We start from the raw sequence: 23,582 nt of genomic DNA, 5'->3' as shown, positions 1-23,582 counted from the left end.
CGGGCGCTCCGGCGAATGCGCAGGGTGAGGCCGACGCGGAACGCGCGCTGGAACGCCGCGTCCATCAGACGATCTACAAAGTGGGCACGGATCTGGAAAACTTCAGCTTTATTACGACGGTCGCCGCGTTGATGACGCTGAAGAACGACCTGTGAAGACCGCGCTGCGCGAACCCGGCAAAGATCGGCGCGGCGGCGTGGACGGGACGCGGTCAAGACGATGCTGCTGCTGATGGCGATCACCCCCCACATCGCCGAAGAACTGTGGGAACGCATCGGTCAGCCGTACAGCGTGCATTTGCAGGCCTTCCCGATCACGATGCGGCGAAAGCGGCGGACGACATGACCACGCTGATCGTCATGAAGAATGGCAAACTGGTCGACCGCGTGGATGTGTCCGCGAACATTGGGGAGCAGGGAGGCCATCGCCGCCGCTATGGAGACCAACGGCGCGAAGCGCGCGCCCTGAACGGCGGCCAGCCCAGCGCGTGATCTTCGTGCCCGGGCGCAATGAAGGCCAGAAGTCCGAGCCGAAGGTCAATATCGTCGTGTAACGCTGACCCCATCCCCGTCCCTCCCCGAATTCAGGAGGGGGGAGACTGATTCCTTCCTCTGGGAGAGGGGTTAGGGGGAGGCTTCTATAAATAGGATGCAAAATGAAAACCGTGCAAAACCCTGAACATATCGAAAAATCCGGCAGGAAGTGATGCGCTTCCGCGAACTGCTCGACGTCATGAAGCTGCGGCTGGAACTCGGCGATCAGTTGTACACGGGCTGTTCGCGCACTTGACGGAGGAAGAGAGCAGGGCGCGCGAGAAAGACCTGCAAACGCTCGTCGCCTATCACCTAGAAGAAGATCGAAGCCGCTAGAAGATGCCAGGCTGCGCATGCAGTTCGAGGGCGCGACTTTGAAGGCGTTCGAGGAACTCTGCGGCAAGATCATCACTCCGCCGCTGGAAGAGTTAGGCTATACTGGTAGTCAGTGTTTGGAGGGCAACCGCATGACTTTCACCGTTAGTCTCCGATCCGACCCGCTGCGCGTGCACGAAAACGGCACGGTGTATGTTGGCAGCACCCGCGTGATGCTCGAATTGGTGATCGAAGCCTATAAAGCGGGGGAACCGTCCTGAGCAGATCGTCGAGATTTGGGATGTATTGAAGTTGTCTGACGTGCATCGCGTGATTGCCTACTATCTTGAACATCACGACGATGTCGAAGCCTACATGCGCCAGCAAGAGGCCAGAGGTCAGCTTTTGCGTGAGGAGAATGAGAAACGATATCCCTCGACGGAAACACGCGCCTATCTGCTGAAAAAATTGCAGGACAAGGGGATTGATCCTTTTCCCGACAATGACAATTAGGCTTCGAACACGGGTGACCAAATCACCTTGTTGTCAAAATATTCTGGCTCATCCACGGCGAGAATAAACTCAAAATCGCGGATAACCAGATCGAAATCAAACGGCTTGTCGATGTAGATCACGCCGGGCATAGACAGTCCGGCAGCGATCCGCTCATACGCTAATGGAATCAATGTGTTTTTGTCGTGAGTGAGCAGAATCCGTTGCGTAGCCGCCGAATACTCCAAAACCTCTTCGTCCGCCGCTCCACAGATCGAAGTGTCTTGCACTCGAACAATATCGATGTGCTGCAGTCGTTGTTTTAAAGCAGCTTGCAGCGTTCCGCTTAGGTTTTCATCGGCCAAAAAGCGTATCACAGTCTTCTCTCGACTACGGGAACTCTATGCTCACTCCTCTACAATACAGAACGCATTAGAATTAAACAACATTCAACCTGTACTCACCGCAAGTAGCTCGAATTCCTAAACTCACGCTACAATGGGTCGATGAGGGGGTGACTTATGAACCGTATTCATCGACTACTGCTGCCGTTATTGCTAATTCTGCTGGCGCTTCCGCTGCTGCTGGCGGCGCCCTTCGCCGCGCCCGCCGACATGCAGGGCGTGACTCCCGGCGTCACGCCGGGCCAATTTACACCCACCGTGTTTGTCCCCACGCCGACGTTCGCCGTCCCGGTGTATGTTATCACCCCGGCGACGGGCTGCGCCGCGCCGCTGTCTCTCACCATTGGCATGAACATCGTCGTGCGCGGCGGCATCAACATCCGCTACGAACCGTCCATGTCCGCGGCCTTGCTCAACTATTTCCCGCAGCCGACCGTCGTCACGGTGATCGATGGGCCGCGCTGCGCCAACGGCTACAACTGGTGGCGCATCTCCGGTTATGGTCAGCCCGGTTGGGTGATCGAAGGCCGCCCCGGACGCTACTTTATCGAACCGTTTGGCCTGCCGACGGTTACGCCCACGCCCTCGCTGACGCCGTCGGGCTGTGTGTATCCGCTCAGCTTCCAGCTTGGGTCGCACGGTGCAGTCCGCTACCGCGATAATGTGCCGCGCCGCCTGCGCACCGAGCCGAATACCAACGCACCCGTCATCGTCGAACTGCTGGATGGCATTGCTTTTGAAATCATTGGTGGTCCGGTGTGCGCTGAGACATATAATTGGTGGCAGGTGCGGATTCTGACCACCGGCATCACCGGTTGGATCGCCGAAGGCCGACCGGGACGCTATTTTGTCGAAGTAATTTCTCATTGAGCGAGGGCTGAAGGATGACTGTCAACCAATCGAAGCTGATCTGTCACATTACCGGCAACCCGAACGTGCCGGGTATTGTCACCGCGAACATCCGCGCGTCTGCGGGCAGCGCCACGACCGTGGCGATTCTGCTCAAAGCGCCAGTCGGCACGCGCCAGCTCCCCGTGCTCGAAGTGCAAATCGATCCGGTGGGGACAGCGCTCAACGGCAAGGTCTACCAGTGGTTTAAAGTGCAGTTTCCCGATGGCGTGGTCGGCTGGGTACGCGATGATCTGGTCTCCATCGAAGGCGATGGCTCCGGTTTCGGCTACCCGATTCTCGCCGCCGCCGCCTACGCCTTCGGCCTGACGCGTTCGCTCACCCCGGTTGCTATGTCCGCGCCCGCGCCGACTCCCGCCGCGCCGCCGACCCCGGCTCCGGCTCCGGCAGCACCCGCGCCTGCCCCATCAACACCAGCCACGCCGCCGACTCCGGTTGCGCCCGTGGCACCTGCCCCCGCGCCGACTCCCGTCACGCCCGCACCGGCTCCAGCGCCCGCGCCCATCCCCGGCCTTGTGACCGGGATGGTCATCGGCAAAACCGGGATCAATGTGCGCGAAACGCCGATCACCGGGACGGTCAAAGGTCGCATCGACTTCAACGCGCAGGTCAAGATCGTTGGTGGGCAGCCGCAAGGCGGCACGAGCAATTACATCTGGGTGAAGGTGGACAGCGCCATCGGCACAGGTTGGGTACGCAACGACTTCCTGAGCATCAGCGGTGATGCCACCTCCTTCGGCTTGAGCAAAGGCGACGAATGGCCCGCCCCGATGGTCAATGACTGGTGGGTGCGCGGCTTCAACGACAACCAGAACCCGAACGAAGCGCAGCATCTCGGCTGGGATTTCGGCGCGAATGTCGGCGAACCTGTGCTGACCGCGCCCGTCAATGGCAAGGTGACGCGTATCCTCACCTGCACCAAATGCACCGCGGCCAAGCCCAGCACGGTGATGCAGGGCTTTTCGCTCGGCGACACGCGCATTTTCAATGATCCGGCGTGGGGCTTTGGCTACGGCAACGCGGTGGTCGTGCGCTACCTCAACGCCGATCTGCCGCAGTCCACCAAGGATCGACTGACGGCGAAGGGGTGGGGCGGGTCGCACTTATACGTGATGTATGCACACCTCTCGACGGTGGTGGTAGGGCTGAATCAGGATGTGGGGCCGGGCGTTCCGGTGGGTGGCTGCGGCAACACGGGCAACAGCGAAGCGTCGCACCTGCACCTCGAAGTGCGCGCCTCAGTCAACCCGCAGGATACGAACTGGTCGGCCATGCGTCCGCGTCTGCTCGACCCCGGCGTCGCCTTCCTCCGCTAGAATATAAAAGACTCAACGCAAAGACGCGAAGACGCTGAGACGCAAAGAAAGGTTTTAATAACTTTCCTTTGCGTCTTTGCGCCCTTGCGCCTTTGCGTTGAGTCTTTGTTTTCTTATTTTACTCTGTCTTCTCTGTGGTTGATAATCTTTGCGTTACTCGTTGCGCCGGAACGCTAGCAGCGAATTCCCCGACAGCACATACACGATCTGCTGGTCGCTGTCGGCGTACACGTTGGAGATCTGCCCGAACAATTCCTCATCCGACGCGCGGTAGCTGTTGATGAATGTGCCCGCCATCGTCGTCTCGTAGACCGAGCGCGCCTCACGGTTGACGAAGTACAACCCCTGCGCGATCGGGTTCAGGTTGAGGAACATAGCGCTGTTGGCGTTCAACGACTGCCCCTGCGGGAAGCCGACGAAGGCGAACGGCTGAATATCCGCGCTCGTGAATTTGACGACCACCCCCTCTTGCAGCAGCAGGTAAATATCGCCCTCGTTGGTGATCGCGAAATCGAGCGCGCGGCTGATATCGGGGCGGCGTTCACCCGTGAAGTATTCGAGCGGCATGCCGGGGTACGCCCCGCCCGACGGATCGTAGCGCCAGATCTGGTTCGCGCCGGGGTCGAGGATGTACATGCGCCCTTCCCAGAAATCGATGGCGCGCGGCGTTTCCCACGTTTCTATACCGCGCAGCTCCTGCGCCGTGCAGTCCTGCAGGAAGCGCGGCGGGCACGCGATCAGCACGCCGTTCTCGTCCAGCGCGGTGATCACATTGCTCTGCGCCACGCCCGCGCCGTTTTCTTCCCACGCAATATCGACAATGTTGCCGACCGTGTACTGAATCACCTGACCGCTGCGGCGCATCGCCTGAATCGGCACGCGCGAATCGGGGACGATGCTCAGACCGTCATCCGCCAGCGTGACGCGGTACACGAACTGGTTGCGCGAGTCGAGCACGTATACGTCTTCGCCCTGAATCACCAACTGCGTGAGTTCGGCGTTGGGGAAGGTGTCGACTACGCTCACCGTGCGCCGTTGGACGGCCAGCAGGCGGTCGATGATGGTGCGCGCTTCGCTCTTGAGGATCGACAGCGACGGATCGCCGCCCTCTTTGATCGCTTCGCAGTTCGTCGCCAATTGCAGCACGGCATTCCACGCCGCCAGCGTGCCGGTCACATCATTGGAGGCGATGCCGCGCGCGGTCACGGCGGTGTCGTTCGCCCCTTTTACGCATTGATCGAATTCGCTTTCGCCCGTCCCGCTGATCCAGAAGATCACCACGAGGATGACGACGAACACGGGGATCAGCACGGTCACGCCAGCCGCCGCGGGCGATGAGAGCAGCCCGCGCGTTCCGCCCTCTTTCGGCGCGGGGACGATGCGCTCAAAGGCCTGCTGCATCGATTCGGTGACGTTCGCGGTGCTGCCCGCCGCGCTGCTCAACGCTTTGCGCACGCCGACCCCGCGCGTACCGGAGCGCCGCAGCGTGCCGGGTTCGGGCGCGTCGGCGCTGGCCGCGGGGGCGGCGGTTGCTGGGGCCGCTTTGGCTTCCAGCGTCGAAGCGGTCTCTTTGATGGGCAGCGCGACGGGCTGATCGGGCGGTACGAATTCCAGCGCCAGCAGTGTGATCTGCGTTTTGACGATCTCGCGCAGCTTCGCCAGCACCGCGCCAATATCTTCCAGCCCCACCGCCGCTTGGACTTCGTCCAGCGGCTGTTCGGCGAGCGCGGCGTCGGCCAGCAGCAGCCGCGTGTTGGCGCTCACCGTGTACTTCGCCATCTTGATCTCCGGCGTCATCTCCACGCCCATCGACACGCCTTTGAGCGCGGCTTTGTCGCTGAAATCCGCCGGGAAGGCCTGGGTTACGTCCTTGAGCGCCAGCAGCCCCGCCCCTGTGCCGATTTTGCCAAGGTACAGGTCCGCGCCGCGCAGCACCCCGGCGATCACGTTGGCTTCGTAGCGCCGCGGGTCGGTGCTGTTGTGCTCGAACAGATTCTCGTTGATGTTCGCCAGCACATCGCGCAGCGCGGAGGTCACGCTGCCGCTGCTCTCGAAGTATTCATCCGAGGCGAGCTGCGCCATGCGCTCATAGAAGGCCGCCGGGGCAATGGTTTCGCCCGCCGGGGTGACGAGCGCGAAGAACGTATCCGTTTCGCGTCCGCGCGCGGCGCGTTTGGGGGCGGCTTCCACCAGCAGACCGGGCGGCGCAACGCTGATCGCGCGCCCGCCAACGATATACAGGTGACCAATAAGGGCTTCGTACTCGATGGGCATGAGCTTGCCTAGCTGATCAAATCGGGCGAGAGATGATCCACACGGTTGAGATAGCGCACGATCATGTGGTCCTTTTCAAAATCGATGCGCGTGATTGCCGTGTTGTAATGCAAGTAGTAGACGCTCCGGTTGGGCAGTTGATTGAGCAGCGCCTTGATCAGCGCGTCCGTGAAGGTGCCGTGCGTGATGAGGGCGATCCGTTCGCTCTTCTCCGCCTGATCCTGCGCGCGCCGCTTAAGTTCCGCCGCGATCTTGATCGCGCGGCCATAGCACGCCGAAATGCTTTCCATGCCCGTCTGCGGGTTCCACCAGCCGGATTCGGTGACACCGTCCGGAATCACATAGTTGGGGAACTCCTGCGCGATCTGCGCGCGGGTGCGTCCCGGAAAACCCGTGATTTTGCCCGCTTCGTCAAGGTACACGCCGCCGTTTTCGTGCACGTCCACCCAGATTTCCGGCTGCATGCCGAGCGCATCCGCCACCGGGAAGGTGGTTTGCATGGCGCGGTACATGGGGCTGCAATACAGGTGCGTAAACTTGATGCCCTGCGAGCCTAGCGGTTGCGAGTAACCGGTATTCGGGTTCGTCCACGGGTCACGGCTGGCGCCCGTGGCGAGGTAGGTCGCCAGCGCTTCCGCCTGCCGCTTGCCCAGGTCGGTCAGCGGCGCGTCGTTGACACGAGTCGCCTGCGAGTCGTCTGGCAGCGCATTGTTCGTCGATTGCCCGTGCCGGATAATGTACAGTTCCAATTCCTCATTCACCCTTCGTTTGTTCAGGAAGTTTCTCACCCGCGTATTCGAGCACGATCTGCTCACGCGGAATCTTCGCATTCACCATTAACGCTTCAACCAGCGGCTTATCGGTGCGGTCTTCGATGATGATAATCCTCTCGTCCGTGACCTGGGCCATAACCACCACATCGATCGGTGTACTCCGTGGGTAATCCGGAACCGCGATCACGCTGTAGACGAGATTGTCATCGTCCAGGCAGGCCACTAAGCGTCCGTCAAAGGTATTGCCCGCATAGCGGTTGATTTCAACTCGCGTCGTCGCTGCGAGCTGCATCGTGATACCTGTTTTTGAAAATTCTACGGTCGCCATAGTTCGATCCTTTCCTGACCTAAATCGACCACGATGACGTTGATTTTCAACTCATCGATCAACGATGGGACGAGCCTTTGAAATACACCATAGTAGGCTTTGGTCGGGATCGCAAGGTAGAGCGGCAGTGATTTCCCCAATTCTCGCAGCATGGTTCGATAAACAAGGTACTGCCCGATAGCGGTATACAAATCACTCATGGTCGAACCGCCATCAGCAAAGCACTTGACCTCAACTAGCAGAATCTGCTCTATAGCGCCATTGGTTACGCGGGTAGCTTGAATGTCGATGAATAGCCAGTTGAGAGGTGTTTTGAAACCAAACTGTCTATCAGCGACTGTCCAACCCGCTTTAGCCAGCGCGTTGACTACATTATCATGGCACTGATCAAGGGCAGGCATCGGCTACCGCTCATACGTTTTGCTGTTGAGCGCCCACATCGGTTTGACATCCATGTCGAGATCGTCGCGCAGCCCCGCCTCATAGCGGAAGCAGCCTGCCGCCGCGATCATCGCCGCATTGTCCGTGCACAGATTTAGCGGCGGATAGCGCACGGGCAGTTCGGTCTGCGCGCGCATGGCCTGCCGCAGCGCCTGATTCGCGCTCACGCCGCCCGCCATGAGAATCTCCGTCGCCTTGTGCTCTTTGGCCGCGCGCGCCGTCTTTTCGACCAGCGTGCTGACCAGCGCCTTCTGGAAGCTGGCCGCCACATCCTTGACCGAGACATCGGCGCGCAGCACCGGGTCTTTATCGCCCTGCCGCGTCGAGGCGACCGTCGCCTCGCGCTTGACCGCCGTCTTCAGGCCGGAGAAGCTGAAATCGTAGCTGGAATCGGTCTTGGCGCGCGGGAAGTCGAAAGCGGTGGCGCTGCCCTGCAGCGCGACCCGTTCGATGTTGGGCCCACCGGGGAAGGGCAAGCCGAGCATGCGCCCGACCTTGTCGAAGGCTTCGCCCGCCGCGTCGTCGAGCGTGCCGCCGAGCCGTGTGTATTCGCCGTGCCCGGTCATGAGCAGCAGTTCGGTGTGCCCGCCGCTCACGATCAGCACCAGCACCGGGAACACGATTTCGCGCTGCGCTTCGGTCAGCCACAGCGAGTAGACGTGCCCCTCAAGGTGATTGATGCCGAGCAGCGGCTTATCCAACGCCAGCGCCAGCCCCTTCGCATAGTTGATGCCGACCAGCAGTGACCCGACGAGGCCGGGGCCGCGCGTCACGGCAATCGCGTCGATCTTGTTGACGCTCACGCCCGCGTCGGCGATGGCGCTCTCGACCACATGCCCGATGGCCTCAATGTGCGCGCGTGAGGCGATCTCCGGGAAGACGCCGCCGTACTTGGCATGCAGATCGATTTGCGACGCGATGATATTCGAGGCGATCACCTTGCCATCGGTCACCACAGCGGCGGCGGTCTCATCACACGATGATTCGATTCCGAGAATGGTCGTCATAACACCTCAGTTCAGAGTTTACAGTTCAGAGTTTACAGTTCACAGTTAAATCGCATCATGGCTTTTGTTCTAACTGTTTACTGTTCACTGTGAACTGTGAACTCGCAAACACTATCCAGCATAGCATGGTTGGGAAAATGTAACGCGGTAGCGCAAGTAAGAAGAAATGAACCAACGTCACATAGGCGATGAAACCGAGCAGCGGCAGGGTCAGCCGCCACTGCCGCCGCGAGCGCCACGCGCCGATCACGCCGAAGATCAGCGCGAGGTAGTGGAACACGTACAGCAGCAGCTTGGGGAAGAACTGCTCCCCGCCGATCACGCGTCCAATACCCGCAAGTGATCGGTCGTCGCGCAGCCAGTTGACCGCCAGATCGCGCAGGCTTTCGCCAGAAAAGAGCGTCGTGCCGTGCGGCTGCAGGTAAGCGCCCGCCAGTTCGCCGATGCGGCGCTGGAGGTAGCCGCCAATATTCCCGCCGATCTGGTTGCTGGCGGCTTCCAGATAGTCGCCCTGCCGTTCGCTCATATCGTTCGAGGCTTCTTGACCCAGATTCTCGTTCAACTGCTGATCGAAACGGAACGGGTCATCCCAGCCGACCACGCTCATATACAGAAACGCGGGCAAGCCCTCCCCGGCGATCACGAAGCGTTGCCAGCGTGCGAGGTTGTAGACCGTCCATGTGGAGACGACCAGCGCGTAAGCGAGCAGCAGCACGCCGATTTTGCCCCACGCCCGCCCGCGGTACACGATCAGCAGGTGGATGGCGAGGCCGAGTGGGAACAGGAGCAGCACCGCCCGCGTCAGCGTGGCCAGCCCGAACAGCGCGCCCACCAGCACCAGCCGCCCCCACGTCCGCCGGGGAGCGGATGCGGCGGCGAGACTATCCACATACACGGTCAGCCCGAGGCTGATGAAGAAGATGTACGTGGTTTCGGTGAGGATTTTACCGCCGTCGAGGATGAAAATCGGGTTGATGGCGACGAACGCCGCCGCGATCAGCCCGGCGCGCTCATCCGCGATGCGCCACGTCAGGCGATAGGCACAGTAGGCGACGGTAGTCAGCATGAGCGCTTGAATGAGGCGGACGGCGATCACGCCGCCCGCCTCCCCGAACACCGCCCGTGCTGCGCCGACGATGATGAAGTACACCGGCGGCTGGCTCAGCACCGAGATATCTACGCCCGGCAAGGGCTGATTCGTCACCAACGTATAGCCATGATCGAGATAGAAATGCTCATCGCCGCCGCTGCTGCCGTAGGGCGTCAGCGGATCGAGCGGTAACACATAGGCGAGACGGAGACCGAAACCGATGACGAGGATGATCCAGAGCAGCGCCGGAGCGCCTATGTAGCGGCGAGACAGGAGGTTTTTCATAGCTCGAAAGTCTGCTAAACGACAGCGCATTATAGCGCGTCCCCGCGCCTGTGGATACAGTTGATCTCGTGGGATAATAGCCGCTGACGATCGGAAGGCGCCGCGGCGCTTCCGGTCAGGGGTATCGTGCAGCGGACGCGGCTTTGCGCGTCCTTACGTCACTGGGGAAACTATGGATCGCGTGATGGTGATCGGCTTGCTCGCGTCGTTCGGCGCGTTGATCTTCATACTGGAATTGGTGCGCCGCCAGAAGCTGCGCGAGGACTATTCGCTGCTCTGGCTGGCAACGGCAGTCGTGCTGCTGCTGCTGTTCGTCTCGCGCCCGCTGCTGGACCAGCTCGCGGCGCTCATCGGCGTAGTGACGTACCCGCCCGCCGCGCTGTTCGCCGTGGCGATCTTCTTCGTGCTGGCGATCCTCCTGCATTTCTCGACCGTCTTGACCAAGTTGACGCGCGAGAACAAGCGGATCGCCCAGCAGATGGCGATTTTGCAGCACGAATTGGAACAGGTGCGGCGCTCAGCCGACGTAGGTTTGGCGGGCGAAGATCAGAATCAGCATGAGGACGACCACATAAGCGGAGACCGCCCATAAGCGGCGGCGCAGCGGGTTGATGTCGTCGGCGATCAGGTGGCCGGGGATCTCCGGGTGGGAGCGCACAATGAACAGCGGCGCGATGCCGAACGCGAGCGCCAGCCCGCCCAGCGCCCCGCCGATGTGCGCCCAGTTATCGATGCGCACGGCGGCACCTGCCGCATTGGTCACGAAGCCGAAAATGAGGTTGATGGCGAGCAGTTGAATCAGGGCGTTCATCTGGCGGCGCCCGCCCACGCCCAACAATTTACGGTGCTGGTACAGGTAGACGAACTGCGCGCCGAGCAGCGCAAAGACCGCGCCCGATGCGCCGACCGAATAGCCACCGCCGCCGAGCAGAATGCTGGCAATCGAGCCCGCCAGCCCGCCGAGCAAGAAGATCAGTGTATAGCGCACATGCCCGAACAACTTCTCGATGTTCGACCCGACGACGTAGATCATGTAGGCGTTGAAGATGAGATGCAGGCTGCCTTCAAAGGCAAAGCCTCCGAACTGATCGTAGACGCCCGCGTGTAGGAACATGGCGGTGAACAGTCGATAGATGGCGCCCCCGCCGAGCACGGCGCTGCGTTCGTTGGCGCCCCACAGCAGCAGCGACTCGTCGAGTTCTGGCGAGAAGGCGCGCAGGATGAAAATCCCGATCATGATGCCGAGCAGCGTATAGGTCACCAGCGGCCGCACAGAGGGAATGTGCAGCGTCACCTGCTGTTTGGGGCGCGGTGAACTGCCGCCGGGCGGTGGGGCTCCGGCATCCAGTGGATGGGCGCGGCGTTTGGGATCGGGAGGCTGCTCATTGAGCATACGATAGGCTTTCGCTAGAATGTAAATTCAGGTGATACGGAGTGTCGATTATGCCCGCTTACGACTACCGATGCAATTCATGTGGACGCAAGTCCACCTTATTCTATAAATCCTATAAGGATTACGACGCGGCGACCGCGGCGCAATCCAGCGCGTGCCCGCACTGCGGTTCCCATGACCTCACACGCGTGATCAACCGCGTGACGATTGCCAAGCCGGGACGCAATTACAGCAGCATGAACTCGCAGGAGATGCTCTCCGTGCTGGAAGGTGGCAACAGCCGCGAAGTCGGCGATATGTTCCATGAGGTCGGCGGGGACGCGGCGGCGAGTGACCCCGCTTTCGGCGAAATCACCGACCGCCTGCGCAAAGGCGACGCCCCCGAAAAAATCGACCGCGATCTCGGCGGCACGACCACCGAGTGAGCAGCGGCACTAGTCCGCTTTAGGGCGTTTGAACACGCCGAAGAATTTGCTCGTCCAGGTGCGCGACCCGGAACCATCGGTGGTGAGCAGATCGCCGCGGCTGCCGACAAACTGTGGCGTCAGGCTGACCAGTTCCCACCCTTGTTCACCGAGCGCATTGAGGCGCGGCATGAGCGCCTCGACCGTAAATTCGGGGATGGGGCCTTTCCAATCACGGTACTGCATCAAGAAATCGGCTTCACGGTCGGCATTGGCTTCCAGAATAGCCGTGAGGTATTCCCAACGCTGCATGGCATCTCTCCTTATTGTTGATTCTGTATACGCAGTCCGGCGGCGCGGCGTTGCATGAGCGTCTGCCGTGCAGTGCTTGCCGGAGTGCGGGCTGTGTCTCTACAATAGACGGGCGTTCACAAATTGAGCCTCACCCCCGGCCCCTCTCGAGCAGTAGGCGGGCACTTTAACATCGAGCGGCGCTGGCCCCTGCGCCCCCGTCTCGGGGCGACGCGCCCGCCCGGAGAGGGTGGATCGCCGGATACAAGGGGCGCAGGCCATGAAATTGCGATGGATGGTGGTGTTGGTGGCGGCGCTGCTGCTGATGGGCGTGCTGCCCGCGGTCGCGCAGGACGACGTGCTGGTCACGTTCACCTACGGAGATTTCAGCTTTAGCTATGACCCGGCGGTCATGGGCGACGTGCAGGCCGTCGAATTCGAAGGTGATGATCCGTCAGCCCAGTTACCGGGCGGCGCGGATGCCCCCTATGTCGAGTTCCTGTTCACCAATGACGAGAATACCACTGCGCAAAGCCTGTTCGATGTGGGCGGCATTCGCCTGTACCGCGTCGAGGATACCGCGCCGTATATCTACATGACGCCGCACATCAATGCGATCAACACGCTGATGAGCGGGCGCGTCGCGCTGGAGCAGTTCATGCAGACGAACCCGGATGCGAACACCTATGCGCTGCCATTCCTGCCGATTATGCCCGCCGCGCAGGTCATCCGCGCCCGCGTGGGGCTGCTGAACCTCGACACAGTCGGCGGCATCAGCTACCTGACGGCTTACCGGCAGGAGGCGTCGCCGTTCACCGGGGACGAATTCCTCTATACGTTCCAGGGGCTGAGCACGGACAACCAGTATTATGTGAGCGCGGTCTTTCGCCTGAATACCGAGCTGTTCCCGACCGAACTGCCCGCCGATTTCAACATGGATGCGTTCATCGAAGGCTTGCAGGACTACTTCGCGCAGAGCATCGACACGCTGAACGCGGCGACGCCGGATCAGTTCACGCCGGATCTCGACATGCTCGATGCGCTGTTCGCCTCGTTCACGTTCAGCGCGGCAGCGGCGAATTAGAAGAACCGACCCCACCCCCGATAAAGCAACCTCACCCCCCGACCCCCTCTCCGCTCGGAGAGGGGGAGCAGCAAGTCCCCTTGCCTTTAGGAGAGGGGATTTAGGGGTGAGGTTTCAGAAACCATGAGGACTCCCCATGCACATTGTCATGTTTTCGATCACGCCGCTGTTCCCGGATTACGACATGGGCGGGGCGCAAAAACATCTGCGGGCGATTGCGCTGCATCTGGCGGAGGCCGGGCATCAGGTGACGCTGCTGTGCACGGCGCGCGCTGATACGCCGGTGCCGTTTCGCTGGCACGCCAACGCGCTCGTCAAGCCGATTCTGCCGTTCAAGCAGCCGTTCCCACATCCGTATGATACGGGCGCGCACAACCTCGCCGTGATCACGCAGATGATTGGCGATCATCTGGCGGAGGCGGATCGCTTCTATATTCACGACGGCGAATGGACGTTCTCGTTCAGCTACCCGCACCTCCCGACCGTCGCCTCGCTGCGCGACAACGTCTATCCGGAGACGGCGCAAGGCGCGTTTCAATTTCGCGGGCAGACGCTGTGCGTCCCGGCGGAGTATTCGCGGCAGTTCTATCTGCAAACGGCGGGGCGCTTCTTCCCCGAGCTGACGGATCGGCTGAAAGTGATCCCCAACGGCATGAACTGGAACCGCTATCGCTCCACCGAACCGCGCCGCATCCTCGACCTGATCCCGGTCGACCCGGCGCAGCATGCCATCGTCGTTCATCCGCACCGACCGGAGGCGAGCAAGGGCGCGTGGCAAACACTCGACGTGGCGGAACGGTTGGTGCGTGACCACGGCGTAACGAATTTGCGCGTGCTGATGCCCAAGTGGATCGGCACAGAAGGCGATCCCGGCGTGGCAGCGTTTTACGACGAACTGGAAGCGGCGATCAGCGCGCGGGGTTTGCGTGAGCACTTCGTGCTGCACCCGTGGATTCCCGCCGATTTGATTGGCGAGTACTACAGTTTGGGGCGCGTGACGCTGGTGTTGGGGAACTTCATCGAGGCGTTTGGCAACACAGCCTATGAGTCGCTGGGCTGCGGCACGCCAGCGATCATCGCGCGGGTTTCATCGCAGCGGGACATTCTGCCGGAGGCGCTGGTCGACAAGGTCGATTACGGCGACACGCAGAGCGCGGCGCGGATTGCCGCCGAGATCATCCAAACCGGGCGGCGCACCGCTGATGCGACGATGGCATATCTGCACACGCACTACCGCGTCGATGCGCAGTTGACGACCTACGCCGAGACGATCCTCAATGCGCAGGTGGTCGAGCCGCCGCGCTATGTCTACACGCCGATCAGCGAGCGGACGCGCTTCGTGCTGCCCGTGTGGTGCTACCGGGGCGCGCGCGGCATTTATCACGACTACCGCGCCGATTACACCCACGACGCGGCGCTTGAGCAGTTGATCGACGCGCACCCGGACGGGTTCACGCTGGCGGACGCCGACCGCGAGCAGGTCATGGCGTGGTATCGCGCGGGGCTGGTCGTGCCGCTTGGTTAACCGGGCAGCAGCTTCTTTTCCGTGACCAGATCCATGCCGAGCGCGTGAGCCGTGGCTTCCGCTTGGGCATGGATGAGGCGGGCGACTTCCCATACAATATCCATTGCCATTGTCAGTGTGACGATTTCGAGGTTGTCCAGCTTGTTGGTGGCGACCATTTCGGCGAGGCGGGTGTAGATGAGGGCGTATTCGCCGAATGAGTCGCGCGGATTCTGGCGGTCGTTCAAGTCGAGTTCATGGTAGTGCAATGCAAGGGGTAACTGAGTGTGGAAATTCAGCACAGTAACACAAGATTTGTCCAACTGTGCTATATAGCTGGATTTTGAAAGCCTACTCTTGCACTCAATGACTAGAGTTTGCCCATTCTTGGTAGCAACAAAGTCCACTATGCAGCCAGATTTAAGCCCAAAATGATGCTGAACATCATAACCATGTTGCAGCAAGAATTTCTCCACATAGGGGTGAAATTGTTCGACCTCATCTTGATTGTCTTGGAACCATTTGTTTTCCACGAACGTTGCTTTAAGTGTTGTCAGGTAGGAAAAAGCTTTATTCATTACATCGGTATAATATAATTTCCCTCGGGTCTCAGCTTGATGATGGTTTTCGGAATATCGGGACTGAAATTCCTAATCTTCCTTCAATGTTGACCAATATGACTTTGCGCGTCTATAGTCAGGTTTCAGTAACTGTACCAATACATCTGTAACGTTGTATACCATTCACCCTCGGCCCTCTTCCTCCTTGTGTGTATCATCAGGGACATAGGGAGCATGTCTGACATCAATCTCTCCTACGTGTTGATTGTATAGCTATTTGTTCTTATTGTATGGTTTAAGTCATATTTTGTCAACTAGTAGACAAAAAAATGGCGAAACTACAGAATCGCTTTTTCAGACTGCTGTCTGAAAAGGAACAGCAAGAGAATCGACGTATCACGCAGACTGAGGTGGCAGAAACCTTAGGGATTGCGATTCACACGGTCGGTCGCTGGATGCGCAATGACGTGACGAAGTTCGAGTCGCCCATCATTGAGCGGATGTGCGAATACTTCGGCTGCGAGGTGGGCGATTTGCTCTATTTGGAGCGCGACGAGTCGGTTAATTGAAGTGGTAGTTGGTTGAGAATCAAGCGAGCGCCCCATGTGGGGCGCTCGCTGTGTGCTTAGTTGTTGGATTGCAGCATGTTCTGGCCGCCGGATTTGACCGTGATGCGCTTCGGCTGCGCTTCCGGCGCGATCGGCAAGTGCAGCATCAGCACGCCGTTTTCATACGTCGCCTCGACCGCCTCGCTGTGCACGGAGCGCGGCAGCGTCAGGCTGCGGCTGTACTTGCCCGCGCTGCGTTCCACGAGGAGCGCGCGCTGGCCTTCCTGCGGGGTGAACTGCGGCACATCAACGCTGATGGTCACGATGTTCTGATTCAGGGTGATGTTGATGTTATCCTGCTGCACGCCGGGGATGTTGGCAATGACCGTGTACCCTTCGTCCATCTCGTAGACGTCGACGGGGAGCGCGTAGTTGGCTTCGACGGTGGGCCATGCCGTGCGCCACGTGTCGTCGAATAGGCGGTTCATCGCAGTCTGCATCGCCGCCATTTCGCGCAAAGGATTCCAACGAATGACTGTACTCATGTTAGCTACCTCCACTCACCAAAAAACCTGCGATAGAAATGGTTACGCTTATAGATTTAGCGCAGGAAGATCAGAAAAAGATCGGCGAAATGTAAAAAGTTTGTAGGAATCGGATGCAGCGAGTGGCGCAGGTATGAGTAAAAGTCCTACGGCAAATCGCCGACGTTTTTTCGCACTGATGGTATAGTCAAAGCACCACATACCTTTGAGAGGACATCACTTATGACTTTGCTGAATTTTCAGGTCGTGCGCGATCTGCTGGCGGCAGCGGAACAAGCGCCGATTGTGACCAATGGCGTGGCGACGCCGGGGACTGGACAGGCCAAGAGTACGGCGGCGGGTTCGACCGTCACGCGGTTGGTCAATGACGCGAAAACCAAGAACATTCTGACGACACTCACGCCGGAGATGCATAGCGTCCAGTGGACGGAGAACGGGCGGGCGTTCACGGCGCTGCTCAACACGAAAACCGGGGAAATTCTGCTCAAGTTTGAACCCGCGCGGCGGTAAAACTGACCTCACCCCCTAGCCCCCTCTCCGAAAAGAGGAGGGGAGACAAATCAGGTTCGTAAGAGCGAGCGATTTGCCGTTTTGGGGATGCTCGCAAGGCAGATAAACGGACGCGCAGAAGCGCGTCCCTACAACGTGCAGCCTATTTGGCGAACGACTTTTTGGTCGAAGAAGCCGAAGACGAAGGCGACGCCGAGCACGATCAACGGCAGGGCGATGAAGGCGCTCCCGGTGATGACTTCGCCCCCGATGATCACGCCGAGGATGACAGCGAGGCCGGGGTTGACCAGCGCGTAGCTGGTCGCCAGCGCGGGCGAGACGTTCTTGAGCAGATACATGTAGGCGGTCATGGTCGCCAGCGACCCGGCGACGATCAGGTAAACGAGCGCGGCCAGCGCGCCGGGTGTCGGCGCGGCGGTGATGCGTTCGCCGCCTGCCAGCGCGCCGATCACGAGGATCGCCCCGCCGATCAGCATTTCGGCGGCGTTGCCCATCGCCCCGGCGGGCATGTCCAGCCGCTTGACGAGCAGCGACCCGAAAGACCAGCAGGTGATCGCCACGAAGATGAACACCAGGCCGAGCGGATTCGCCTGCAAGTTGCCTTCCAGCGTCAGCACGCTCACGCCGAGCAGACCGATCCCCACGCCGATCCATTCACTGCGCTTGGGGCGGTTCCCCCAGATCATGCTGAAGATGAGCGTAAGGAGCGGCGAGGCGGCGATCAAGCTGGCGGCGAGGCCGGACGAAATCATGGTTTCGGCATACGCGGTGTTGCCCATCCCCATGACGAGCAACAAAAACCCGACGATCCCCGCGCTCAACCACTGACGGCGGGTGGGCAGCTTGGCGCCGCGCAGCAGCAAAAAGCCGAACAGCAGCCCCCCGGCGATCACAAAGCGGATGCCCATCATCAGGTAGGGCGTGAAGCTCTCAAAGGTGAAACGAATGGCTAGGTACGTGGTGCTCCAGATGATGTAGACCGTGAGCAGCGCAATCATCGTCATGGTGCGGCGGCTGAGGACGATCCCGCCCCCGACACTCCGAGCGGCACTGATAGGTGTGCTAGACATCTGTATTTGCTCCTTCTTGAACCCTCTGATTCTATGAAGTTTGCCCAGCATTTGACAGCACCATTTAAAACCATTAAGCTGAATTTATGGGGATATCGAAGGTGATTCAGCGGAATGGGTTTACAAATGGATAGCACAATGTGGCGGCTGCTTAAGCTGCTGCAAGAGAACGCGCGGCTGTCATTTCGGCAGATTGGCGAGGCGGTCGGATTGACCGCGCCCGCCGTCACCGAGCGTGTGCGGCGTTTGGAAGACGCGGGCGTGATCAAGGGGTATCATGCGGAGATCGATCTGGCGAAAGCCGGGCTGCCGATCATGGCATATGTGCATCTGGTGTCGAACGGCCCGCAGTCGGTCGCGTTTCGCAAGACCGTGCATGAGATGCCGGAAGTGATTGAATGTCACTGCGTCACGGGGATCGAGTCATACATCCTCAAGGTGGCGTGCACATCGGTGCCGCATCTCGAACATTTTCTGCTCGGACTGAAGGATTATGGCGATATGCGCACGTCACTGGTGCTGTCGTCGCAGGTCAGCCGCCGCGTGATCGACGAATGGGCGCTGCACCCGGACGAGGAACGCCCGAAGCCGCCGAAACGTTAGTTGGCTGCGGCGTCGCTGGTGATGGATGAGGCGGCGTTGTGCAGGCGCGCGAGGCAGTCGTCGAGGTTGACGGGCGGCTGGAGATCGGAGGTAACCTCCACCGGTTGAAGTTCGGGACCGATTTCGGCGCGCAGGCGCTGATAGTAGTACCGGACGAGGCGGTGGGCCATCGGTTCCCGGCTGAGCAGCGCGAGGCAGGCCGCGGCCGTGTGGAGTTTCCCCAAGCGCCAATCGACGTAGGCGGCTGAGATCAGCAGCAGGAGTTTGTCGCCGCGCAGGTTTAACGGCGTGACGATGGTCGCAGCTTCGTGCAGCGCGTCGAATACCCCCTCAAAGTTGGATTGCGCCGCCCCCACCCGCGCCAGCGCGATCAACGCCAGCGCGGTCTCACGCGGGGCGTGCCGGTTGCGGAAGATCGTGCGGGCGCGCCCCAACAGGGCGAGCGCGTCATCCAGTCGGCCTTCGATTTCAGCGACCAGCCCCGCATGGAGCAGCGCGCTGCCTTCGAGGGAACGTTCGCTTAACGCCTGCGCGAGCTCCCCCGCTTGCTGGAACAGCGCGCCTGCCGCCCGGGTCTCCCCGCGGACGAGCTGGAAGACGCCGTAGTCGAGGGCGTAGGCAGCTTCGCCCGCGCGGTCGGCGAGGGTTAGTTTGAGCGCGTGACTCTTTTCGAAGTAGCTCTTCGCGAGGTCATCGAGCTCACGATTCATCGAGATCAAGGCGAGATGGGTGAGGATGATGCTCAGGCCGCGCTGATCATCGATCTCCCTGTAGACCGCGAGCGCTTCGTCGCACAGGTCTTCGGCGAGGTCGAGATCGCCGCGCAGCAGCGCGAGATAGCTCAGGTGGCAGAGGCTGCCGCCCACGCCGTGGCGGTCATGGATGCGCCGTTTGAGCGCGAGGCTTTCTTCCTGATAGTTCCAAGCGGTGTCGTATTCCGCGCGATTTTGTGCGAGCAGCGCCAGATGGTTAAACGTGTCGCTCATGCCGCGAATATCGCCGAGCGCGCGGCGAATCCGCAGACTTGCATCGTAGTGGTGGCGGGCGTGGTCGTCCATGCCCTGAAACAGATTGACGCGCCCGAGCAGATCATGGCACATGCCCAACCCCTGCGGTTCGTTGAGCGCGGTGCGCAGCATGAGCGCTTCCGTCAGGTAGACTCCGGCGCGGGCATAGGCTCCGGTTTCGATGGCCACCTGCGCCATCATCTGCAGGGCATCGGCGACGCCGCTCTTGTTGTCGATGCGGCGGTAGTAGACCAGCCCTAAGCGCGCGTTACTGTTGGCGCGATCCAGATGCCCGGCGCGGATTTCCACTTCGGCCAGCCCGAGGCGCGCCGCCGCTTCGATCTCCGGAAAGCCGAAATCGAGCGCCTTTTTCAGATAGCTGCGGGCTTCGTCCTGCTGACCGATGAAGAAATGGGCGCGGCCCATCAGGATGTACACGCTGCCCCGGCGCGGATCGTCCGGTTGGCTTTCGAGGATGTCGAGCGCGCGCTGCAGCCACGTCAGCGCCACATCAAACAGCGCGGTCAGCTTGACGGCGCGTTCGGCGGCCATAATCAGATATTTCACCTCTTTGCTGGCATCGCCGGCCTCGTGCCAGTGGTAGCGCAGAGCTTCGGCGTGCAGCAGCGGGTCGGAGTAGAAGGTCTCAATGCTCACGGCGACATGCTGATGTAACTGCTGCCGTTCACGCGCATCGAGATCGGCGAGGGCGGTCTGGCGCAGCTTTTCATGGGCGAAACGCCACACTTCGCCTTCGACTTCGCCGACCGCCGCATTGATCGTTTCGATCACCCACCCCTCAACGTCGTCGACGCCGTGCGTGCTCGCCAGCCAACTGAGCATCGCCAAATCGATCTGGCGGCCCTGCACGGCGACCAACTTGAGCAGCGGCTGCGCCCCGGCGCGGACGTGCGACAGCCGCCGCCGCAGAATGGCCTGCACGCCGCCGGAGAGGATCGCTTTGGGGAGCGTGCTGCGCCCGACTTTATCCAGATCGCCCGCTTCTTCGGCCAGCGCGCGCACGGTTTCCACCAGAAAGAAGATATTGCCTTCGGTCTCGTGTTCGAGCATCTCGACGACTTCGGGGCGCTGATGCCCGAGCATCGACTCGGTGAGTTCGGCGATCTCCGCCGTGGTCAGGCGTTCCAGGGGGAGCACACGCGCGACGGGCAGGCGTTCCGGCAGATTCGGGCGTTCGTCCGCCCGGTAGGTGCCGATGATCAGCATGGGCAGTTGGGCTTCGATCATCTGCTTGAGCAGATCCAGACTTTCGACGCCCCAGTGCAAATCTTCGATGATGAGCACGAGCAGTTCGGACTGGCGGCGGAAGAGATCGATGATGATGGCGAACAAGCGCTGGCTGGCGGCTTCACCCGTGAGTTCCGTCATGATCGGTTCATCGCTGCCGCGGTCGGTTTTGGCGATCAGCGTTTCGATGTCAGGCACGAGCGCTTTGAGGACGTCGATTTCGAGCGGCGCGAGTTCAAGCCCCAACACCAACTGGCGGAGCGGGGAGCGCCACGCCTCGTAGGGTTTGCCGCCCGTTTCGGGCAGGTAGCTGCGCAGCACGAGCGCGCCATCGACCAGCGCGCGCGTCGATAGTTCATCGACGAGGCGCGTTTTGCCGACACCGCTTTCCCCGGCGATCAACCACGCGCTGCCCAAACCCGTCTTGGCGCGTTTGAGCGCTGCCACGAGGGTCGTCAGTTCTTTTTCGCGCCCGACAAAGCGTGAAGCCTGCAAAAAGCTTTCGCGCGTGCTGACGGTATCGACCGGAATGTCGGCGCGGATGGCGTCACTCAGCGCTTTGATGGCGGCTTCGGCGCTGGCATAGCGATCTTCAGGGCTTTTGGTGAGCAGCCAGCCGACCAGCATGCGCATATCAAGCGGGATGACGCTGAGATCGACGGGCGTGTACAAGACGTGCTGCATGAGCACATGCAGCGGCTTATCGGCAAATGGATAGCGCCCGGTGAACATTTCGTAGGCGATCACGCCGACTGAATAGAGATCGGCGGCGTAGGTGATGGGCGCTTTGCCGCCGATGACTTCCGGGGCCGCGTAGCTGAGCGTGCCGCTCACCGCTTTCGCGTGATTCAAACCACTGGCGAGGCCAAAATCCAGCACTTTGACGACGCGCTGCCCGCCGCGCTCGATCACCAGCACATTGCCCGGCTTGAGGTCGCGGTGTAAAATGCCGCGGCGATGAATGTAGGATAAGGCCCGCAGCATTTGCGCCAGCAGGTCGACCTGCACGGTCAGCGGCTGACCCTGCCCGGCCTCGATGATGGTGCGGGCGTTTTCGAGATATTCCATCGTGAAGTAGGGGCGGTGTTCGCCGTCGAAACCATAGTCCGATACGCTGATGATGTTCGGGTGGCGCAGCGACGCCAACGCTTCGAATTCCTGCGCCAGCGTGAGGCGCAGCTCTTCCGAGGTCATGCGGTCGTCGCCGAGACTGAGGGACGCATGCACGCGTTTGAGCGCGACGGTGCTGCCGGTCAGACGATCCTGAGCGAGGAATACTTCGCCCATCGCCCCTTTGCCGAGCGATTCTCCTACGATGTACCGTCTGTTGATAGTCCGGCTCACGATAACGACCTCGAATGCCTTGATGCGCTACAACATAATCAACATTCTATTGTAAAGTGATAACTATCAACATAAATTAATATACGGGTATGATGAGCCAATGCAACTAGACCTGATTGAAATGGTGTATGGTGGGAACGCGCTGGCGAAAGTGGATGGGCGACCGATCTTTGTGACCGGTGGTCTGCCCGGTGAGCAGGTGCGCGCGACGATCACTCAGGACCGTGGACGATATGCTTTCGCAGTTGTGGACGAGGTGCTGACACCGTCGCCACACCGAATTACACCGCGCTGCCCGTATGTTCGGGCGGGAACGTGCGGCGGCTGCCAGTGGCAGCACATCGACTATGACCAACAACTCCTTTATAAGTCGGAAATTGTGAAAGCGCAATTCCGCCGCATTGGGAAGTTTGACGAGGTGCTCGTCCACCCGACGATTGCCAGCCCCGACCCGTGGTTCTACCGAACGCACGTGACCTACCACCGTTCGCCGGAGGACGAACTCGGCTTCATCGCGCCGGACGACCGCACGGTCACGCCGATTGAGGAATGCCCGATCATCCGACCGGAATTGCTGGCGATGCGTACCGCGATCACCCCGACGGCGCGGCGCGTGCGCTGCATGGTTGGAACCGATGGCAGTGAGCGCGTGGTCAGCCAGAGCGACGACGGTTCGCCCGCAGCGGCGGATCAAGGCGACGACGAGACGATCAGCGCGGCAGCGGCGGACAAAGTGACGTTCACGATTCACGGTGAAACCTTCCGCGTGAGCGCGGGCAGCTTCTTTCAGGTGAATCTGGCGCAGGCGGCGCGGCTGGTTGAACTGGTCATGGATCAAGTGGATTTGAGTGGGCGCGAGCTGGTGCTCGATTTGTACTCTGGTGTCGGCTTGTTCACAGCGTTTCTGGCGCAGGGGGCGAAGCGCGTCACGGCGATTGAACTCGCGCCGAGCGCGGTCAGCGATGCGCGAGTGAATCTGGCGCGGTTCGACAACATCGACGTTTACGAAGGCGCGACCGAGGCCTTGCTGCCGCGCGTCAAAGGCAAGTTCGACGCCGCCGTGATCGACCCGCCGCGCGCGGGGATGCACACGAAGGCGGTCGAAGCGCTGATCGCCCGCGCGCCGCGCCGCATCGCCTACGTGTCGTGCGACCCGTCGACCTTGGCGCGCGATGCACGGTTGCTGGTCAACGCGGGGTACACGCTCACGCATGTGCAGCCCGTCGACATGTTCCCGCACACGTATCACATTGAATGTATGGCGGGGTTCGAGAAGAAGTAAGTAGTTCAGAATCGTCACTGCT

At 60.7% G+C, this 23,582-nt stretch carries 26 protein-coding genes and 1 pseudogene; 14 read left to right on the top strand and 13 right to left on the bottom strand.

The window, feature by feature from the left end; all coding sequences use genetic code 11:
* Window positions 1–216 precede the first annotated feature (216 nt).
* From IPK17_RS19385 to IPK17_RS19370, 4 genes and pseudogenes are all read left to right on the top strand, one after another.
* A pseudogene (locus IPK17_RS19385) lies at window positions 217–345 on the top strand (class I tRNA ligase family protein); the annotation flags it as partial.
* Window positions 342–491, top strand: coding sequence for a hypothetical protein (locus tag IPK17_RS19380; RefSeq protein ID WP_343419343.1), 150 nt, complete (start codon window positions 342–344; stop codon window positions 489–491). The pseudogene IPK17_RS19385 and the gene IPK17_RS19380, both read left to right, overlap by 4 nt.
* 395 nt (window positions 492–886) lie before the next feature.
* Complete coding sequence (locus tag IPK17_RS19375; protein ID WP_343419342.1) at window positions 887–1,129, top strand: hypothetical protein; 243 nt, start codon at window positions 887–889, stop codon at window positions 1,127–1,129.
* A gap of 31 nt (window positions 1,130–1,160) precedes the next feature.
* On the top strand, window positions 1,161–1,361 hold the full coding sequence (locus IPK17_RS19370; protein WP_343419341.1) for a hypothetical protein: 201 nt from the start codon (window positions 1,161–1,163) through the stop codon (window positions 1,359–1,361).
* Here the strand turns inward: IPK17_RS19370 and IPK17_RS19365 are convergent.
* Window positions 1,358–1,705 (bottom strand): DUF5615 family PIN-like protein, encoded by a 348-nt coding sequence (locus IPK17_RS19365; protein ID WP_343419340.1) that lies wholly within the window; start codon window positions 1,703–1,705, stop codon window positions 1,358–1,360. The genes IPK17_RS19370 and IPK17_RS19365 overlap by 4 nt on opposite strands.
* 156 nt (window positions 1,706–1,861) lie before the next feature.
* On the opposite strand from IPK17_RS19365, the gene IPK17_RS19360 reads away from it, so the two are divergent.
* Complete coding sequence (locus IPK17_RS19360; protein ID WP_343419339.1) at window positions 1,862–2,614, top strand: SH3 domain-containing protein; 753 nt, start codon at window positions 1,862–1,864, stop codon at window positions 2,612–2,614.
* A gap of 14 nt (window positions 2,615–2,628) precedes the next feature.
* Window positions 2,629–3,969: a M23 family metallopeptidase gene (locus IPK17_RS19355; RefSeq protein WP_343419338.1), complete on the top strand. Its 1,341-nt coding sequence runs from the start codon at window positions 2,629–2,631 to the stop codon at window positions 3,967–3,969.
* 153 nt (window positions 3,970–4,122) lie between these two features.
* On the opposite strand, the gene IPK17_RS19350 is transcribed toward IPK17_RS19355, so the two are convergent.
* Genes IPK17_RS19350 through IPK17_RS19325 form a run of 6 tightly spaced genes read right to left on the bottom strand, consistent with a single transcriptional unit; the run spans window position 4,123 to window position 10,167 of the window.
* Complete coding sequence (locus IPK17_RS19350) at window positions 4,123–6,243, bottom strand: hypothetical protein (protein WP_343419337.1); 2,121 nt, start codon at window positions 6,241–6,243, stop codon at window positions 4,123–4,125.
* Window positions 6,244–6,251: 8 nt separating this feature from the next.
* A complete protein-coding gene (locus IPK17_RS19345) occupies window positions 6,252–6,992 on the bottom strand; it encodes a histidine phosphatase family protein (RefSeq protein WP_343419336.1) in 741 nt (246 codons plus the stop codon).
* A 4-nt stretch (window positions 6,993–6,996) separates the two neighbouring features.
* Complete coding sequence (locus IPK17_RS19340) at window positions 6,997–7,344, bottom strand: element excision factor XisI family protein (protein WP_343419335.1); 348 nt, start codon at window positions 7,342–7,344, stop codon at window positions 6,997–6,999.
* Entirely contained in the window at window positions 7,332–7,745 is a 414-nt protein-coding gene (locus IPK17_RS19335; RefSeq protein WP_343419334.1) for an element excision factor XisH family protein, read from the bottom strand. Before IPK17_RS19335 ends, IPK17_RS19340 begins: the two co-directional genes overlap by 13 nt.
* Before the next feature lie 3 nt (window positions 7,746–7,748).
* Window positions 7,749–8,792: a tRNA (adenosine(37)-N6)-threonylcarbamoyltransferase complex transferase subunit TsaD gene (gene tsaD / locus IPK17_RS19330; RefSeq protein WP_343419333.1), complete on the bottom strand. Its 1,044-nt coding sequence runs from the start codon at window positions 8,790–8,792 to the stop codon at window positions 7,749–7,751.
* A 55-nt stretch (window positions 8,793–8,847) separates the two neighbouring features.
* Window positions 8,848–10,167: an ArnT family glycosyltransferase gene (locus IPK17_RS19325; RefSeq protein WP_343419332.1), complete on the bottom strand. Its 1,320-nt coding sequence runs from the start codon at window positions 10,165–10,167 to the stop codon at window positions 8,848–8,850.
* A gap of 172 nt (window positions 10,168–10,339) precedes the next feature.
* Between IPK17_RS19325 and IPK17_RS19320 the strand changes: the two genes are divergently transcribed.
* Window positions 10,340–10,759, top strand: coding sequence for a DUF2304 domain-containing protein (locus tag IPK17_RS19320; protein WP_343419331.1), 420 nt, complete (start codon window positions 10,340–10,342; stop codon window positions 10,757–10,759).
* Here IPK17_RS19320 and IPK17_RS19315 read toward each other — a convergent pair.
* Complete coding sequence (locus IPK17_RS19315; RefSeq protein ID WP_343419330.1) at window positions 10,685–11,560, bottom strand: rhomboid family intramembrane serine protease; 876 nt, start codon at window positions 11,558–11,560, stop codon at window positions 10,685–10,687. The two genes, IPK17_RS19320 and IPK17_RS19315, sit on opposite strands and share 75 nt — an antisense overlap.
* Window positions 11,561–11,610: 50 nt before the next feature.
* On the opposite strand from IPK17_RS19315, the gene IPK17_RS19310 reads away from it, so the two are divergent.
* Window positions 11,611–11,985, top strand: a complete 375-nt coding sequence (locus tag IPK17_RS19310; protein ID WP_343419329.1) for an FmdB family zinc ribbon protein — start codon at window positions 11,611–11,613, stop codon at window positions 11,983–11,985.
* Between the two features lie 9 nt (window positions 11,986–11,994).
* Here the strand turns inward: IPK17_RS19310 and IPK17_RS19305 are convergent, their stop codons facing one another.
* Entirely contained in the window at window positions 11,995–12,276 is a 282-nt protein-coding gene (locus IPK17_RS19305; RefSeq protein ID WP_343419328.1) for a hypothetical protein, read from the bottom strand.
* Window positions 12,277–12,535: 259 nt separating this feature from the next.
* Between IPK17_RS19305 and IPK17_RS19300 the strand changes: the two genes are divergently transcribed.
* Entirely contained in the window at window positions 12,536–13,339 is an 804-nt protein-coding gene (locus IPK17_RS19300; RefSeq protein ID WP_343419327.1) for a hypothetical protein, read from the top strand.
* A 136-nt stretch (window positions 13,340–13,475) separates the two neighbouring features.
* Window positions 13,476–14,864: a glycosyltransferase family 4 protein gene (locus tag IPK17_RS19295; RefSeq protein ID WP_343419326.1), complete on the top strand. Its 1,389-nt coding sequence runs from the start codon at window positions 13,476–13,478 to the stop codon at window positions 14,862–14,864.
* On the opposite strand, the gene IPK17_RS19290 is transcribed toward IPK17_RS19295, so the two are convergent.
* A complete protein-coding gene (locus tag IPK17_RS19290) occupies window positions 14,861–15,091 on the bottom strand; it encodes a hypothetical protein (protein WP_343419325.1) in 231 nt (76 codons plus the stop codon). The two genes, IPK17_RS19295 and IPK17_RS19290, sit on opposite strands and share 4 nt — an antisense overlap.
* Before the next feature lie 641 nt (window positions 15,092–15,732).
* Here IPK17_RS19290 and IPK17_RS19285 point away from each other — a divergent pair.
* On the top strand, window positions 15,733–15,972 hold the full coding sequence (locus tag IPK17_RS19285) for a helix-turn-helix domain-containing protein (RefSeq protein WP_343419324.1): 240 nt from the start codon (window positions 15,733–15,735) through the stop codon (window positions 15,970–15,972).
* Between the two features lie 56 nt (window positions 15,973–16,028).
* Here the strand turns inward: IPK17_RS19285 and IPK17_RS19280 are convergent, their stop codons facing one another.
* A complete protein-coding gene (locus IPK17_RS19280) occupies window positions 16,029–16,496 on the bottom strand; it encodes an Hsp20/alpha crystallin family protein (protein WP_343419323.1) in 468 nt (155 codons plus the stop codon).
* Window positions 16,497–16,718: 222 nt separating this feature from the next.
* On the opposite strand from IPK17_RS19280, the gene IPK17_RS19275 reads away from it, so the two are divergent.
* Window positions 16,719–17,006 carry a hypothetical protein gene (locus IPK17_RS19275; protein ID WP_343419322.1) on the top strand — a complete coding sequence of 96 codons (288 nt, stop codon included), beginning with the start codon at window positions 16,719–16,721 and terminating at the stop codon, window positions 17,004–17,006.
* 128 nt (window positions 17,007–17,134) lie between these two features.
* On the opposite strand, the gene yedA is transcribed toward IPK17_RS19275, so the two are convergent.
* Entirely contained in the window at window positions 17,135–18,076 is a 942-nt protein-coding gene (yedA, locus tag IPK17_RS19270; RefSeq protein WP_343419321.1) for a drug/metabolite exporter YedA, read from the bottom strand.
* 126 nt (window positions 18,077–18,202) lie between these two features.
* Here yedA and IPK17_RS19265 point away from each other — a divergent pair, with 126 nt between their 5' ends.
* Window positions 18,203–18,679 carry an Lrp/AsnC family transcriptional regulator gene (locus IPK17_RS19265; protein WP_343419320.1) on the top strand — a complete coding sequence of 159 codons (477 nt, stop codon included), beginning with the start codon at window positions 18,203–18,205 and terminating at the stop codon, window positions 18,677–18,679.
* Here the strand turns inward: IPK17_RS19265 and IPK17_RS19260 are convergent.
* On the bottom strand, window positions 18,676–22,278 hold the full coding sequence (locus tag IPK17_RS19260; RefSeq protein ID WP_343419319.1) for a protein kinase domain-containing protein: 3,603 nt from the start codon (window positions 22,276–22,278) through the stop codon (window positions 18,676–18,678). The two genes, IPK17_RS19265 and IPK17_RS19260, sit on opposite strands and share 4 nt — an antisense overlap.
* Before the next feature lie 100 nt (window positions 22,279–22,378).
* Between IPK17_RS19260 and IPK17_RS19255 the strand changes: the two genes are divergently transcribed.
* The gene (locus tag IPK17_RS19255; RefSeq protein ID WP_343419318.1) at window positions 22,379–23,560 is read left to right on the top strand and encodes a class I SAM-dependent RNA methyltransferase; all 1,182 of its coding nucleotides are present in this window, start codon (window positions 22,379–22,381) and stop codon (window positions 23,558–23,560) included.
* The last annotated feature ends 22 nt before the right edge of the window (window positions 23,561–23,582 follow it).

It is taken from the genome of Candidatus Flexifilum breve, from assembly GCF_016713355.1.
This window is presented reverse-complemented; position numbering and strand designations above follow the sequence as displayed.